Consider the following 15,429-nt stretch of genomic DNA (forward strand, 5'->3'; position numbering starts at 1 on the left):
GTTGCCTGCCTATTTTGGCGGCGGTACCCTAGCGAAGTAGGGCAGGTGGTCGGGGCTACAGGGGTTCCGATGCTCCGGCCGGAAGAAGTCACTGTGACAGTCTCCACCGCTTTGGACCGCGGCCGGTCAGCCTTCGCGGAGCGCCGATGGCTGGATGCCTCCAGCGAGTTTGCCATGGCCGTCCAGGAAGGCGGACTCCCCGCAGAGGATCTGGAGCGTTCGGCTACCGCCGCCCTGCTTCTGGGCAGGTTCGACGACGGCATCAACGCCTTGGCGAAGGCGCACGAGGAATACCTTCTGGTGGGCGACGCTCCTGCCGCAGCACGGTGCGCCGCCTGGCTCGCCATGCAGTTCAGGAATGCCGGAAAGCAGGCCGCCGCCGGCGGATGGTTCGCGCGGGCCCGCAGGCTGGTAGAGGAGCATCCTGAACCCTGTGCGGTGGAGGGATTCCTGCTGGTCCAACAGGCGCTGGGCCAAATGTACGGCCGCGATTTCGAAGGTGCCCGGCAGGTGTTTGCCCGGGCCGAACAGATCGCGGAGCGTTTCCACGATCGGGATGTTCTGGCGCTGGCCAGGCTTGGGCAGGGCCAGGCCTTGATCAGGCTCGAGCAGGTGGACGAGGGAATGGCGCTGCTGGATGAAGTCCTGGCATCGGTCATGTCAGGAGGAGTCAGCCCCTTCCCGTCCGGAATCGTCTACTGCGCCCTAATAGAGAGCTGCCACCTCGCGTTTGACCTGGGCCGCGCCCAGGAATGGACCCTTGCCCTGGACCGGTGGTGTTCCTCGCAGAAAGATTTGGTGCCCTTCCAAGGCCAGTGCCGGATGCACCGTGCCGAGATCTATTGCCTGCAGGGTGCCTGGTCCGACGCCCTCGCCACGGCACGCACGGCTCAGGAGTTGTCCCGGCGCGGGGACCGGAACGCGATGTACGGCGGCTTCTACCAGCAGGCCGAGGTCCAGCGGTTACGGGGCGAATTCACCGAAGCGGAGGATTCATACCGCCAAGCGCACCAGGCAGGTCACGATCCCCAGCCAGGACTCGCCTTGCTCCGACTTGCCCAGAGGAAACCCGCAGCGGCGCAATCACTCATCCGCCGGGCAGCAGAAGAGGCAGGCACCTCCTCACGCCGGATGCTCCTGCCGGCCATGGTCGAAATCGAGGTGGCTGCGGGAGATCTGGCTGCCGCCCAGGCCGCGGCGGCGGAGCTTGACTCGCTCGCCGAAGCCACCCGGATGCCCTGGGTCATGGCGCTCGCCGGTTATTCGACAGGAATTCTGTTGCTGGCTTCCGGGGACCCGCATGGCGCCGCGAAGGCCCTTCGCGGCGCCTGGGGAAACTGGTCCCGGCTGGAGGCACCATATGAGGCAGCGCGCTGTCAGGTGAAGCTTGGGATGGCCCTCCAGGAATTGGGCGAAGACGAATCCGCACAGTTGGAGTTTGCGGCAGCCCGCACAGTGTTCCATGATCTCGGTGCGATTCCTGCCTTGAACTCTTTGGACCAGCTCGAAGACCAGATCTCCCCGGCTCCCGTGGCAGGGAACGGGCCTCTCAGCCCTCGGGAAGCCGAAGTACTGCGGTTGGTCTCTGCCGGCATGAGCAACCGGAGCATCGCCTCGGCATTGTTTCTGAGTGAAAAGACGGTGGCCCGCCACGTCAGCAACATCCTGCTCAAACTGGATGTCCCATCCCGCAGCGCCGCGACGGCGTACGCCTACAGCCACGGGCTGGCCGGACGTCTCCCGGGCAGTACATAAAAATACCCATCCCCCATTCCGGGCATCACATACTTTCCTCGATGTGCCGCCATGTACCTGAAACGTAGCGTGAAGCCATGGAACTTCTCCTTATCCATACCGTTTACATCCCCGACCTTCCTGCCAGCGACGCAGCGAAGGCACCCTTTGCCTCGGAGGCATTGCCATGAACAACAACCATTTCTCCAGCCAGCCCGACACCACGGACACCGTCATTGTCGGCGGTGGCCAGGCAGGACTCACGCTCGGATACTTCCTGTCCCGCCAACGAAGGGATTTCGTGATCCTCGACGCCAGCGAAAGGATTGGCGATGGATGGCGGAAACGCTGGGACTCCCTTCGACTCTTCACCCCCGCAAAGTTCGATGGGCTGGTAGGAATGAGTTTCCCTGGGGACCGATTGGCCTTTCCCAGCAAAGACGAGCAGGCTGACTTTCTTGAGTCCTATGCCCAGCGGTTCAATCTCCCGGTCCTCAGCAACACCCGGGTGGACAAAGTGGAGCGCTCAGGACAGGGCTACCTCGTCACAGCCGGGAACCGTCAGTGGTCTGCGAGCAACGTGGTGATAGCCACCGGCCCGGAAGAACTCGCTAAACTCCCGGCCTTCGCCCAGGACCTCTCACCCGCCATCCGGCAAATGCACTCCACCGGGTACCACAGCCCCGGCCAACTCCAGGACGGCCCGGTCCTCGTGGTGGGCGCAGGCAATTCCGGGGCGGAGATTGCCTTCGAGGTGGTTCGGAGCCACCCGACCCTGCTGTCCGGAAGCCCTTCAGCAGAACTTCCCTTTAAGCATGGCCGGAATGCAGCAAGATTCGCGCTCCCCTTGGTCCGGTTCGCCGGCTTGCACATCCTGAACCTGGATACGCCCGTTGGCCGCAAGGCCGCACCACGCTTCCTGACACACGCCGCTCCCCTGATCCGTACGCGGATCCGGGACCTGGTGGCAGCCGGCGTCACGATCGTTCCCCGGATCACGGGCGTTCAGGGCGGTATCCCGTTGACTGCTGAAGGCAACGCACTGGAAGTTTCCAATGTTATCTGGTGCACCGGCTACAGGCATGATTACAGCTGGCTGGACGTACCTGGTGCCCTCGACGCCAGCGGGGTACCCGTGCAGCGCCGGGGTATAGCGGAGAGCTCCCCGGGCCTCTACTTCCTGGGACTGGAATTCCTGTACTGCGCCGCCTCGTCGAGCCTGCCGGGCGTGGGCCGGGACGCGAGGTATCTCGCGGAATATCTTGCCACCCGTCAGGCAGCCGCTGCCGGACAGCGCCAGGACGTGGGCTAGCAACAAAGACGCGGCTTAGCAACAAACCAGCCAATTTGTAGCAACCCTACAAGTTCTGCGGCCGATACCTGCGGACGAACGCGTGATTCCTGCGGGAAACCTCAAATTCACGCTAGGCTCCACTGAGAAAAGAATGGAGCCTTCCCCACCATGTCCCACAGCGCATCCCGTAGTCTTCCCGCCTCAATGACCAAGGTCCTTATCGCCAACCGCGGCGAAATCGCAGTGCGCATCATCCGCGCAGCGCGGGATGAAGGTATCACCTCAGTGGCCGTCTACGCGGACCCGGACAGGGATGCGCTGCACGTCCGGCTTGCGGACGAGGCCTACGCCCTGGGCGGGAACACTGCGGCTGAGTCCTACCTCGTGATGGACAAGCTGATTGAGGTAGCGCAGCGCTCCGGTGCGGACGCCATTCATCCGGGCTACGGCTTTCTGGCCGAAAACGCGCAGTTCGCAGCAAAGGTGATCGAAGCGGGAATCACCTGGATCGGCCCCTCTCCCGAGGCAATATCGGCCCTTGGCGACAAGGTCCAAGCCCGACACATAGCTGAAAAAGTGGGCGCACCGCAGGTCCCTGGCACCGCCGACCCGGTGGAGTCCGCTGAGGAGATCCTGGCGTTTGTGGACAAGTTTGGACTGCCGGTAGCCATCAAAGCAGCCTTTGGTGGCGGCGGACGCGGCATCAAAGTGGCCCGCAACCGCGAAGAGATCCCGGAACTGTTTGAGTCAGCTGTCCGCGAGGCCACGGCAGCTTTCGGCCGCGGCGAATGCTTCATCGAACGTTTCCTCGACGCTCCCCGCCATGTGGAAACCCAGTGCCTGGCAGATGCCTACGGCAATGTAGTGGTGGTATCCACGCGGGACTGCTCGCTTCAGCGGCGCAACCAGAAGCTCGTCGAAGAAGCACCCGCACCGTTCCTCACGGAGGAGCAGAACAAGCGGCTCTACGAGTCCTCGAAAGCCATCCTTAAGGAAGCCGGTTACCTCGGGGCCGGAACCTGCGAATTCCTTGTGGGGCAGGACGGCACCATCTCCTTCCTCGAAGTGAATACCCGCCTCCAGGTGGAGCACTGTGTGTCCGAGGAAGTGACCGGAATTGACCTCGTGCGCGAACAGTTCCGCCTGGCCCGCGGAGAGAAGCTCGGCTATGACGATCCGGAGGTCCGCGGGCACTCCATCGAGTTCCGTATCACCGGCGAAGATCCGGGACGTAACTTCATGCCGGCGCCAGGAACCATCACCATACTGAAGAACCCCACCGGACCCGGCGTCCGCGTCGACTCGGGCGTGGAACAAGGCGACATCATCAGCGGCAACTTTGACTCCATGCTCTCCAAACTCATCGTCACGGGGGCCAGCCGGGAACAGGCTCTTCAGCGCTCCCGGCGTGCGCTGGAGGAGATGGTGGTTGAGGGCATCCCCACAGTGATCCCGTTCGACCTCGCAGTGGTTTCGGACCCGGCGTTCGCCCCCGCCGAAGGACCGTTCAGCGTCCACACCCGGTGGATCGAGACAGGGTTCGTCAATAACATTCCCGCTTGGAGCGGGACCGCAGCGTCCACCGATGGTGAGGGTGCGGGTGAGCGCCAGCGGGTGATCGTGGAAGTTGGCGGCAAGCGCCTGGAAGTGGTGCTTCCGGCTTCGCTGGGCAGTGTCTCCAGCGGCGCAGTGAGCAGCAAACCCGCCAAGGCCAAAAAACGTTCGCGTTCCGGCGGCGCCTCCGCGGCGGCCAGCGGCAACGCACTGAGCTCCCCCATGCAGGGCACTATCGTCAAGGTTGCCGTCAGCGAAGGCGACGTCGTCGCCGAAGGCGATCTCGTCGTCGTGCTCGAAGCGATGAAGATGGAACAGCCGCTCACCGCGCACCGTTCCGGAACCATTACCGGGCTTGCGGCAACCCAGGGTGAGACAGTTTCCGCCGGTGCGGTAATCGCCACGATCGAAGACTAGTCTCCAGCCCCGCGCGGCGTGCACACTTAGCCTGTGAAGCCATTTCTGCTGTTAGCCTCGCGGGCCGAGGACGCTGCCGCCGAGGATGAGTACCAGGCGTATCTGCGGTACGGACGGCTGGATCCGGAACAGTTGAAGCGCATCCGGATGGAAGCCGGCCCACTGCCCGCGCTGGACCTCTCTGACTATTCCGGCATCATCGTGGGCGGAAGCCCCTTCACGTCCAGCGACCCCCCGGAGCATAAAAGCCAGGTGCAGCACCGGGTTGAAGCTGAACTGGCACGCCTGTTGGACCGCGTGGTGGAGGAGGACTTCCCCTTCCTTGGCGCGTGCTACGGCGTGGGAACCCTTGGGCTGCATGAAGGCGCCGTGATTGACAGGACCTATGGCGAGGGGCTGGGCGGGACAACCATCACGCTGACCCCCGAGGGCATGCTTGATCCCTTGCTGCAAGGGATCCCGGAATTCTTCATCGCCTTCACGGGGCACAAGGAGGCCTGCACGGTCCTTCCCCCGCATGCTGTCCTGCTGGCCACCTCCCCCGCCTGCCCTGCACAGATGTTCCGGATCAAGGAGAACCTGTACGCCACGCAGTTCCATCCGGAGCTCGACGTCGGCGGCCTGGTCACTCGGATCGATATCTACCGGCACGCCGGCTACTTCCCGCCGGAATCCGCCGAAGAACTGATGGAGAGCGCACGGCAGTTTACCGTGACGGAACCTATGACCATCCTCCGGAATTTCGTAAAGCTGTACGCCCGGTAATCCGCCCGGACACAGGAATGCCCGGCGTGTTGAGGAAACATGCCGGGCATTCCTTTAGTTACTGGGCGGGAGCGTCAGGCTACGTTGTTCTCGTAGTCCGTGTCCTTCGTTTCACGCGTGATCCAGAGAGCAATGAAGGTCAGTACGGCCGCTGCCGCCATGTATACGCCCACCAGCCAGGTACTTCCCCCCGCCCACTGCCAAAGAGCAATGGCAATGAACGACGCCGGTGCGGCGCCTATGACGCTGGACAGGTTGTAGGCTACAGCCGAACCTGTATAGCGGACGTTGGCCGGGAAGAGCTCTGGCAGCATAGCTGCCATTGGCCCGAATGTGAGTCCCATCAAGGTGAAACCGATGATGAGGCCGATCATCGCAGCACCCTGTCCCGGACCGAACATGGTGAACCACAGGAGGCCGAAGACGAAGATACCGGCTGTCACAGACAGCAGGAATTTCCGGCGACCCCATTTTTCTGCCAGCGGTCCGGAGACCAGCGTGAAGATACCGAAGAACACGACGCCGAGGATCAGCATCCATTGGAAGTCACCACGGGCGATGCCCAGGCCTGGAACAAAGTCAGCGACTTCGGCGGGCGTCAGGGGCTTGCCTTCCTTAGTGGCAGCAGCCTGGGCTGCCTCCACGCTGGCAGGCTTTGCCCCGTAAATCATTGTGAAGTTGGTCATCACATAGAAGAGGACGTAGGTTGCCAGCATGATGAAGGTACCCGCGACCACAGGACGCCAGTGGCCCTTGAACGTTGCGGTGAACGGGATTTTGGCAACCTTCTCTGCTTTGAGGACCTTTTGGAAGGACAGGCTTTCGACAAGCTTGAGCCGGACGTAAAGTCCTACGATCACGAGGATGGCACTCAGTAGGAACGGAACCCGCCAACCCCAGTCGAGGAACGCCTCCCGTGACAGGGCAGCATTGAGCCAGACGAAGAGCAGGCTGGCGAGGATAAAACCGATCGGTGCTCCGAGCTGCGGGAACGTGCCGTAAACAGCGCGCTTTCCCTTCGGGGCGTTCTCGGTAGCCAGGAGGGCCGCGCCGGACCACTCTCCGCCCAAGGCCAGGCCTTGCGCGAAACGGAACAGGACCAGCATCAGCGGGGCGAGAATGGCCCAGCCAGGTACTGAGGCCGTGGGAAGCAGCCCGATGAAGAAGGTGGCAAGGCCCATGGTCAGCAGCGAGGCCACCAGGGTACCCTTGCGGCCAAACTTGTCCCCGAAGTGGCCAAAGAGAACAGAACCGATAGGCCGGGCAAAGAACGCAACGCCGAAGATCGCGAAGGAGCTCAGCAGGGCGTTGATGTCGGTGGCCTGCGGAAAGAAGAGCTTGGGAAAGACCAGCACTGATGCTGTGGCGTAAATGTAGAAGTCGTAGAACTCAATGGTGGTACCGATAAGGCTGGCAAAGATCACTTTGCCTTTTGAGTTCAGAGGCTGCGCGGAGCCTGGCTCGGTTGATGTAGCTGTGGAAGACATGCAGCTGCTTTCGTCAGTGTTATCCGGCGCGTGCGAGGCCGTCCGGCTGGGGAATACGTATTCCTAGATATTAGTTCCCGGAATCCGGACATCAGACGAAAGGTCCATGATGCGGAACTGTGCCTTTTGTCTCAGGGCCAATCAGCGGTTCCCCGGCCGCGGCCAGAATTCTCACGCCGTCACAAACACCCCGATAGGCAAATGTCACAGCACGTTAACAAACGGCGACGCTTGACGAAACGAGCAATCCCTAACGTGGGAGTACAACATCCCCCTTAGGAGGTACACCGTGACTGTTGACCGAACCGCCGAATCCGGCGCCGGCACTCCGCCTGAAACTGACGCCGAGCCGTGGCACGGATCTGTTGCCACATCCCCTGACGCGCAGCCCGGTTCCGCCCGTACTACAGACGCGGCAGCCCTTGAATTCCGTTCCGGCCGTTGGATCGCCGGATGGGATGCCGAGAACAAAGAGCAGTGGGAGTCCAAAGGCCGCTCAATCGCCAAGCGGAACCTGAACTGGTCCATCTTCGCTGAGTTCCTCGGCTTTGTGGTCTGGCAGCTTTGGTCCATCGTGGTGGTCCAGCTCCCCGCGGCAGGTTTTACGTTCACGACGTCGGAAATCTTCTGGCTGATCTCCATGCCGAGCCTCGTCGGTGCCACGCTCCGCATCCCGTACACCTTTATGGTCCCGCGCTTCGGTGGGCGCAACTGGACCATCGTCTCAGCCCTCCTCCTGCTGATTCCCTCCATTGGCCTCGCAATGTGCGTCTCCAACCCGGAGACCCCCTTCGGTGTGATGCTCCTCGTCGCCGCACTGGCCGGTTTCGGTGGCGGCAACTTCGCGAGCTCCATGGCAAACATCACCTTCTTCTACCCTGCACGTGAAAAGGGCTGGGCCCTGGGTCTGAACGCAGCCGGCGGGAACCTCGGTGCCGCCGTCGCACAGCTGGCCGTTCCCATCGCCATCACGCTCCTCGCAGCCGGCACGGTGAACTTGCCTGTCGCAGGCCTGATGTGGGTTCCGTTCATCCTGCTCGCCGCGTTTGGTGCCTGGAAGTACATGGACAACCTGACCAGCGCCAAGGGTGACGTCGCAGGATCTGTTGCCGCGCTCAAGGAACCGCACCTGTGGATCATGGCGTTCCTCTACATCGGAACGTTCGGCTCCTTCATCGGCTTCGCCGGTGTTTTCCCCAAGCTCATCAAGGACTACTTCCCGGATTTCTCCTCCATCGCAGTCGGAACCGTCGCTCTGTCGCTCGCCTTCATGGGTCCGCTGGTTGGTTCCCTGGCCCGCCCCTTCGGCGGACGCATGGCGGACCGCATGGGCGGCGCCCGGATGACTGTAGCCACCTTTGCAGCCATGGCAACCATCACTCTTGTGATGATCTGGACGCTCCCGCTGAAGAACTTCTGGCTGTTCCTGGCCCTGTTCCTGATGCTGTTTACGGCCAGCGGCTTCGGTAACGGTGCCACCTACCGGATGATCCCGATCATCTTCGCCACCTCCAGCCGGGCCGCCAAGGCCGGTGCCAGCAGCGTCCATACCGCCAAGCTCGCCTCCGCTTCGCTTGGCCTGGTCTCCGCAATTGGCGCCTACGGTGGCTTTGTTATCCCTCAGGTCCTGAACGCCTCCAACAGCGCCAGCGGCTCCTACACCCCGGCGTTCTACGGATTCGTCGGAGCGTACGTTGTAATGCTCCTGGTCTGCTGGGCCTTCTACATCCGCCCTGCCAAACGAAATGCGATGGGACACGTCTAACATGGCCAAAAGCGCCGACACGCACTGCCCTTACTGCGCCCTGCAGTGCGCCATGACGCTGAAGTCCCCAGCGGCTCTGACCCCGGCTGAACAGCCGGGGTCAGACCCCGTGACGGCACCACCTGTTCTTGAAGCGCCGCCCCTTGAAGTGAGTGGCCGGGATTTCCCCACCAACCGTGGCGGCTTGTGCCGCAAGGGCTGGACCTCCGCTTCGCTGCTGAGCCACCCTGGCCGTGTCACCGAACCCCTGCTCAAAGGTTCCGACGGCGTCCACCGCCCCATCAGCTGGGACGACGCCCTGCAACGCATTACTTCCGCAGTAAAGGAAACCCAGGCCCGCTACGGCGCGGACGCCGTCGGGGTTTTCGGCGGCGGAGGCCTCACCAATGAGAAGGCCTACATGCTGGGCAAGTTCGCCCGGCTGGCCCTGCGTACCTCGCGGATCGATTACAACGGCCGGTTCTGCATGTCCTCGGCCGCTGCTGCCGGGATGCGCGCGTTCGGCGTTGACCGCGGGCTCCCGTTCCCGCTGGAAGATCTGGAGGGCGCAAGCACCATCCTGATGCTCGGGTCCAACGTCGCCGAGACCATGCCTCCCTTCGTGCAGCACCTTCAGGGCGCGCGCGACGCCAGCGGGCTGATTGTGGTGGATCCCCGCCGGTCCGCCACAGCTGCCTTCACCAGCGACGGCGGCGGGCTCCACCTGCAGCCCCTGCCGGGCACCGACCTCACCTTGCTGCTGGGCCTGTCCCACGTGGTGATCCACGAAAGCCTCGTGGACAATGACTTCATTCAGGCGCGCACCAGCGGCTACGACGCCCTGGTCCGCAGCGTCAACGCCTTCTGGCCGGAACGGGTTCAGTCCCTCACCGGTGTGCCCGCCGACCTCATCCGCGAAACCGCACGGAGGCTGGCCGACGGCGCCCGCAAGGGCGGTTCCTACATCCTCACAGGGCGCGGCGTGGAACAGCATGTGGACGGAACGGACACCGCTACCGCCGCCATCAACCTGAGCCTGCTCCTGGGACTCCCCGGCTCCACCCGCAGCGGCTACGGCACGCTTACCGGGCAGGGCAACGGCCAGGGCGGCCGCGAACACGGCCAGAAGGCCGATCAGCTCCCCGGCTACCGGAAAATCACCGACCCCGCCGCCCGTGCGCATGTAGCCGGGGTGTGGGGCGTCCCTGAATCCCTTATTCCAGGTCCCGGGCTGCCCGCCGTCCAGCTCCTGAAGTCGCTCGGAAAGCCCGACGGCGTCCGTTGCCTTATTGTTCATGCGTCCAATATCGCCGTGGCGTCTCCGGACGCGGGCTCAGTCATCGAAGGAATCCGCAGCCTGGACTTCATGGTGGTGTGCGACTTCTTTATGTCGGAGACGGCCGCCGAAGCGGACCTCGTTCTGCCCGTGCTGCAGTGGGCAGAGGAAGAGGGCACGCTGACCAACCTCGAAGGACGCGTCCTGCGCCGGCGTCGTGCGCTGCAGCCTCCCGCGGGAGCCCGCAGCGAGCTCTGGATCATGGCCCGGCTCGCCGAGGCGCTGGACGCTCCGTCCACGTACAGCGAAGATCCGGAGACCGTGTTCGAAGAGCTCCGCCTGGCCTCAGCAGGCGGACTGGCCGACTACTCAGGCATCGATTACGCCATGCTGGACCGCGGTGAGGCCGCGTACTGGCCCTACCCCGCGGGCAGTACCGGGACACCCCGGTTGTTCCTGGAAGCGTTCGCCCATGCAGACGGCAAGGCGGTTATGACTGCGGTGACGCCCCGCCGTCGTCGTACCCCGGCGCCAAATCCTGACCCCGACGCCAAGACCATGACCCTCATTACCGGCCGGTTGCTGGAGCACTACCAATCCGGCGCACAGACCCGCCGGGTCTCCGAGCTCATGGGGTCCCAGCCGGAGGCGAAAATGCAGATCCACCCCGCGGCAGCAGCCTCCATGGGCATTACGGACGGCGCCTTTGTCTCGGTAGCGAACGAGCGCGGCGAAGTTGTCTGCAGGGCGGAGCTGAGCACGGCGATCAGGCCCGAAACGGTCTTCCTGCCCTTCCATTTTCCTGAGCTCGGGAGCGCCAACCGCCTGACGGAAGCTGCCACCGACCCCATTTCCGGCATGCCGGAGTTCAAGTTCAACAAGGTATGGGTCCAACTGGCCAAAAACGTACTTCAGACCAGTGTTCTTCAGACGACGGAGGCCTCATGAGCGAGCGCATTGTTGTAGTTGGTTTCGGCCCGGTCGCTGCCCGGCTGATCGATGAACTGATGCCTGCTGTCCGCAGCGGCCTTGCGCACGTTACGGTCATCGGTGAAGAGGCCGACGCCGCATACAACCGTGTGATGGTGGCGGACCTGGGCGTCGGGCGGACCACGGCCAGTGCGTTGGCCCTTGCCGACGCTGCCGCCCTCATAGCCGAGGGCGTCGACGTCCGCCTGGGCACCCGGGTGCGGCGCGTGGACCGCGCAAGGCAACAGGTGGTCCTGACCGACGGCACCTCCCCCGGTTATGACAGGCTGGTGTTTGCCACCGGCTCCCGGCCCGTTATTCCCAATCTGACGGGGCTCAACCCTGACCCGGCTGCCCCTGTGCTGCCCGCAGGGGTTACTGCCCTCCGCGATCTCCGCGATGCCGACGTCCTCCGGGAAGCCGTCTCCGGAGGCAAGCGTGTTGTGGTGCTCGGCGGCGGTGTCCTGGGCCTTGAGACCGCGTTGGCTGCCGCGGAGGAAGGCGCAACCGTGACGGTGGTCCACAACGGGCCCCACCCCCTGGGCCGCAACATTGATCGGGGCGGCGGCACTGTCCTTGCCGCAGGCCTGCGTAGCTGCGGCGTACGGATGGCAGCTAACGCGCGTTCCACAGGGATCGAGCACAACGGTCCCAACGGTGCGTTCTCCGCACTGTTGCTTGACGATGGCTCTGCCATCGACGGTGACCTGCTGGTGCTCTCCTGCGGGGTCAGGCCCCGGACCGAACTCGCTCAAGGCTGCGGCCTGTCCACGGGGACGGGCATCCTGGTGGACCACAAGCTGCGGGCCCACCACGAACAGCACATCTTTGCGATCGGTGACTGCGCCGAGGTGCGTTGCCCCGATTCTTCCTGTGTCGAATGCCGGAATGCCAGCGGCCCGTCAGGTCTTGTCGGACCGGGCTGGCGGCAGGCCGAATGGCTCGCCGAGTACCTGACGCTGCTGGCCGAGGACTCGGCGGAAGGTATCCTTCCCGATGGTGTTTCCGCCGACCTGAGGGACACCGGTTCCCACCTCTTGGCGAATGCGTTGCCTGAACTGCCTGCCGAGAAGCCCGGCGTCGTGATCCTGAAGGCGCGCGGACTGAACATGGCCGTGGCCGGGGATAACTCAGCGGAGCCCTGGGACGAAGAGGTACTGACGTCAGGTGCCGTCACCGGACGTCCCCGCCGGCAAATTGCCCAGTGGGCCGATCCTGAACATGGCCGGTACGTGAAGATGACCACCCGTGGAGGCGTTCTCGAGGGTCTCGTGTCTGTGGGCATGCCGCGGACTGCTGCAGAACTGGTGCAACTGTTCGAGCGCGGCGACGAACTCCCGGCCGATCGCTCGCTCCTGTTGCGCCTCGACGGTCCTGATCAGTTAGCTGCCGCCGCGAACAACGACCCCGCCCGCACAGTTTGCCGGTGTGCAGGTGTCAGCGGGACCAAGATCCAGGACGCTGTGGAACATGGCTGCTCCACGCTGGCAGAGGTATCCGGCGCAACGCGTGCGGGCACGGGCTGCGGTGGTTGCCACTCGGACATCAAGGAGATCATCGAAAAACACTTCCAGGCGGCAGCAGCCGCCTGAGGTGAAGGCCTGAAACCCGTACGGGCCAAAACGGGGCTGACTCGTCCGCTGATGACCGGACTCTGCCGCTGATGACCTGACTCTGCCGGCACTGCTCATCGATGTCGGGGTACACGACGTGCCTTGGATGAGAAAACCAGATGGCGGCCGTGGCTGGGATGCTGGGTCGGGCGTAGGTCTGTTCCATTCGTGGGGTCCTTAAAATGTCAGACCCTGCTGGGATGCTTTTTCTATGGAAGGCACGGGGGCTTGGACAACTAGGACCGGGGAGGCTTTGGAGTCCCCTGGCGGGCTCGAGGCCGCCGAGGCCCTGGCTTCGGTGGCTGCGTCCGTTGCCGTTCTTAAGCGCATGATCGGACCCGATTTCCGTGGCCCGGCTGATGGCCCTGAAGTTGATTACGGCCAGGACTCCGATCCCTTGCGACGCCAGCTCGATGTTTGCCTGGACGCGTTGGCCGAGGTTGCCCGGTTCGAAGCCAAAGCCGCGGCACTGAAAGTACAGCTAACAGCCAAGTACGTCGAAGCGGCGGAGGCAATCGCCTCCCCCGCCCTCACCGCCCAGGACGCGACCGCACAGGAAATGTCCACCATCGCTGAGCTCGCCTGCGTCCTGACCGTGAGCGAGCGGACCGCCGCCGCGCTCCTGGACCAGTCCCGCCACCTGACCAGCCAACTGCCGCTGACCCTCACGGCACTGCAGAACGGGTCGATTTCGTGGCAGCACGCCCGCGTCATCTGTGATGAAACCAGCAACCTGGACGCTACCGGGGCCACAGCGCTGGAAACACACTTCCTTGATCCTGACTCCCCTGACCCTGCGCGGGGATGCCAGGTGGGCGAACTGGTCCCGTCCCGGTTCCGCGCCAAAGCCCGGACCTGGCGCGAACGCCATCATCCCGACAGCATCGAACTCCGCCACCGCAAAAGTGTCCTGGACCGGCGGCTCGAATACACTCCGGACCAGGACGGCATGGCATGGCTCTCGGCCTACCTGCCCGCCGCGACAGCCGCCGGGATCTGGGACCGGACCACCACCGCGGCCAGGGCCCTCCAAGGCCCCGCAGAGCCCCGCACCCTCACCCAGATCCGCGCCGACATCACCGCCACCTGGCTCCTGAGCACCACGGACAGCGGCACGACGGATGCGGGCCTTGAAAGCACAGGTGTCGGCATGGGTGTCGGCATGGGTGTTGGCGGTGGCCCGGTCGGTGTTCCATCTCCCCGGGCGCAGGTGCTGGTCACCGTCCCCGTCCTCTCCCTCCTTGGCGCCACCGACGAACCCGCGATGCTGGACGGGTACGGACCTATACCTGCGTCCATGGCCCGGAAACTCGTCGCCAACGGGGCCGATTCCTTCCACCGCGTCCTGATCGATCCCCGCGACGGAGCACCCCTGGAAATCGGCCGCACCAGCTACCGGATCCCCAAATACATGCGCCAATGGCTGCGTCTGCGCGATGGCAAGTGCCCCTTCCCCGGCTGCCACAACCACTCCCTCGACAACGAAGCCGACCACCTCCTGGCCTGGGCCGACGGCGGCACCACCGGAATCAGCAACCTTGGCCAACCCTGCCGGAAACACCACCACCTCAAACACAACACCCCCTGGGCACCATCCCAAGCCACGGCAAACCAAACACCCGGCTGGACAACACCCTCAGGCCGGCACTACCCCAGCGAACAACAAGACTGGCAACCACCCACCTGGCCCGATCACATCGGCATACCCGCCCCCAACCAGGAACAGGACCTGGACCTGGATCAAGAACTGGCTCAGGATGAGGGTCTAGCTACGCCCATGAACCAGTATCTGGACCTGGGAGTGCCCGTGGACCTTGATCTGGATCTGGATCTGGATCTGGATCTGCCTATGCCCGTGGACCCTTTCCCGGACTGGCAACTATTGCCCACAGTGGAAGCGGATGATTGGTGGCTAGCGGCCGCCTGAACAGCCCGTCCCCTCGAAATCCCCGAAACGGGGTTGCCATAGGCAGGTCCTGGTCGTTTCACCGGAATCATTGTCGTTTCGCTTCAGGACATCGTTGAAGCGAAACGCCCTTTACGGAGGGACTAGAAATATGCGGCGCCACCCCGCCAGAATGGTAAGCAAGCTGTCCATTGCTCCGGCCGCGAGCTTCAAGAGGAAAGGGATGACATGGTGATCTCCTACCCGGGCCGGGAACACAACGAGGAGGACTAATGTCCAGGAAATTCATCCGCACTGCCGTCGTACTGGCTTCGCTGGCGGTTTCGCTCCTGACCGCTGGAGCTGCCCAGGCTGCAGCTGCCGCACCCTCGGCACTGTCGGCTTCGACAACCGTGCAGGCCCAGACCCCGCCTCCAACACCAACAGATGCGCCCACCGGCGTTACTCCCGCCCCCACCGGAGTCGCGACACCATCGGAAGGAACACCCACCGGTTTCGGCAACCCAGGAACCGGTGAAACGCAGCAGGCAGAGGACGCGCGGCTTGACCTCGCGCCAATCGTGATCGGGGCCATCCTGCTGGTCCTTTTGATCGTGGTGGTAATCTGGCGGCGCAAGCGTAAGGACACCACGATCGTTTAGGCGGAGGTAAGCCCCGACTTGGCCTCGGA

The 15,429-nt window shown here is 63.7% G+C and carries 10 protein-coding genes; 9 read left to right on the forward strand and 1 reads right to left on the reverse strand.

Annotated features, from left to right (window positions below; all coding sequences use genetic code 11):
- Positions 1 to 93 precede the first annotated feature (93 nt).
- The 4 genes from M1E02_RS14710 to M1E02_RS14725 all read left to right on the forward strand — a co-directional run bounded on the left by M1E02_RS14710 (position 94) and on the right by M1E02_RS14725 (position 5,764).
- Entirely contained in the window at positions 94 to 1,755 is a 1,662-nt protein-coding gene (locus tag M1E02_RS14710) for a LuxR C-terminal-related transcriptional regulator (RefSeq protein WP_479374973.1), read from the forward strand.
- Between the two features lie 166 nt (positions 1,756 to 1,921).
- The gene (locus tag M1E02_RS14715; protein WP_479374974.1) at positions 1,922 to 3,046 is read left to right on the forward strand and encodes a flavin-containing monooxygenase; all 1,125 of its coding nucleotides are present in this window, start codon (positions 1,922 to 1,924) and stop codon (positions 3,044 to 3,046) included.
- 186 nt (positions 3,047 to 3,232) lie between these two features.
- Positions 3,233 to 4,999: an acetyl/propionyl/methylcrotonyl-CoA carboxylase subunit alpha gene (locus M1E02_RS14720; protein WP_479374975.1), complete on the forward strand. Its 1,767-nt coding sequence runs from the start codon at positions 3,233 to 3,235 to the stop codon at positions 4,997 to 4,999.
- Between the two features lie 33 nt (positions 5,000 to 5,032).
- Positions 5,033 to 5,764: a glutamine amidotransferase gene (locus M1E02_RS14725; protein WP_479374976.1), complete on the forward strand. Its 732-nt coding sequence runs from the start codon at positions 5,033 to 5,035 to the stop codon at positions 5,762 to 5,764.
- A gap of 74 nt (positions 5,765 to 5,838) precedes the next feature.
- Here M1E02_RS14725 and M1E02_RS14730 read toward each other — a convergent pair whose 3' ends face one another.
- On the reverse strand, positions 5,839 to 7,251 hold the full coding sequence (locus M1E02_RS14730) for an MFS transporter (protein ID WP_479374977.1): 1,413 nt from the start codon (positions 7,249 to 7,251) through the stop codon (positions 5,839 to 5,841).
- Positions 7,252 to 7,540: 289 nt separating this feature from the next.
- Here M1E02_RS14730 and M1E02_RS14735 point away from each other — a divergent pair, with 289 nt between their 5' ends.
- The 5 genes from M1E02_RS14735 to M1E02_RS14755 all read left to right on the forward strand — a co-directional run bounded on the left by M1E02_RS14735 (position 7,541) and on the right by M1E02_RS14755 (position 15,400).
- Complete coding sequence (locus M1E02_RS14735; protein WP_479374978.1) at positions 7,541 to 9,016, forward strand: MFS transporter; 1,476 nt, start codon at positions 7,541 to 7,543, stop codon at positions 9,014 to 9,016.
- 1 nt (position 9,017) lies between these two features.
- Positions 9,018 to 11,219, forward strand: coding sequence for a molybdopterin oxidoreductase family protein (locus M1E02_RS14740; protein ID WP_479374979.1), 2,202 nt, complete (start codon positions 9,018 to 9,020; stop codon positions 11,217 to 11,219).
- A complete protein-coding gene (locus tag M1E02_RS14745) occupies positions 11,216 to 12,832 on the forward strand; it encodes an FAD-dependent oxidoreductase (RefSeq protein WP_479374980.1) in 1,617 nt (538 codons plus the stop codon). Before M1E02_RS14740 ends, M1E02_RS14745 begins: the two co-directional genes overlap by 4 nt.
- Positions 12,833 to 13,181: 349 nt before the next feature.
- The gene (locus M1E02_RS14750; RefSeq protein WP_479378170.1) at positions 13,182 to 14,780 is read left to right on the forward strand and encodes an HNH endonuclease signature motif containing protein; all 1,599 of its coding nucleotides are present in this window, start codon (positions 13,182 to 13,184) and stop codon (positions 14,778 to 14,780) included.
- 251 nt (positions 14,781 to 15,031) lie between these two features.
- On the forward strand, positions 15,032 to 15,400 hold the full coding sequence (locus M1E02_RS14755) for a LuxR family transcriptional regulator (RefSeq protein ID WP_479374981.1): 369 nt from the start codon (positions 15,032 to 15,034) through the stop codon (positions 15,398 to 15,400).
- The last annotated feature ends 29 nt before the right edge of the window (positions 15,401 to 15,429 follow it).

The sequence above is a fragment of the Arthrobacter sp. Z5-13 genome (assembly GCF_056499105.1).

Coding starts and splice junctions, on each gene's coding strand:
- M1E02_RS14715 (WP_479374974.1), top strand. CDS start 1,922: ATGAACAACAACCATTTCTCCAGCCAGCCCGACACCACGGACACCGTC.
- M1E02_RS14720 (WP_479374975.1), top strand. CDS start 3,233: ATGACCAAGGTCCTTATCGCCAACCGCGGCGAAATCGCAGTGCGCATC.
- M1E02_RS14730 (WP_479374977.1), bottom strand. CDS start 7,251: ATGTCTTCCACAGCTACATCAACCGAGCCAGGCTCCGCGCAGCCTCTG.
- M1E02_RS14740 (WP_479374979.1), top strand. CDS start 9,018: ATGGCCAAAAGCGCCGACACGCACTGCCCTTACTGCGCCCTGCAGTGC.
- M1E02_RS14745 (WP_479374980.1), top strand. CDS start 11,216: ATGAGCGAGCGCATTGTTGTAGTTGGTTTCGGCCCGGTCGCTGCCCGG.
- M1E02_RS14750 (WP_479378170.1), top strand. CDS start 13,182: ATGATCGGACCCGATTTCCGTGGCCCGGCTGATGGCCCTGAAGTTGAT.
- M1E02_RS14755 (WP_479374981.1), top strand. CDS start 15,032: ATGTCCAGGAAATTCATCCGCACTGCCGTCGTACTGGCTTCGCTGGCG.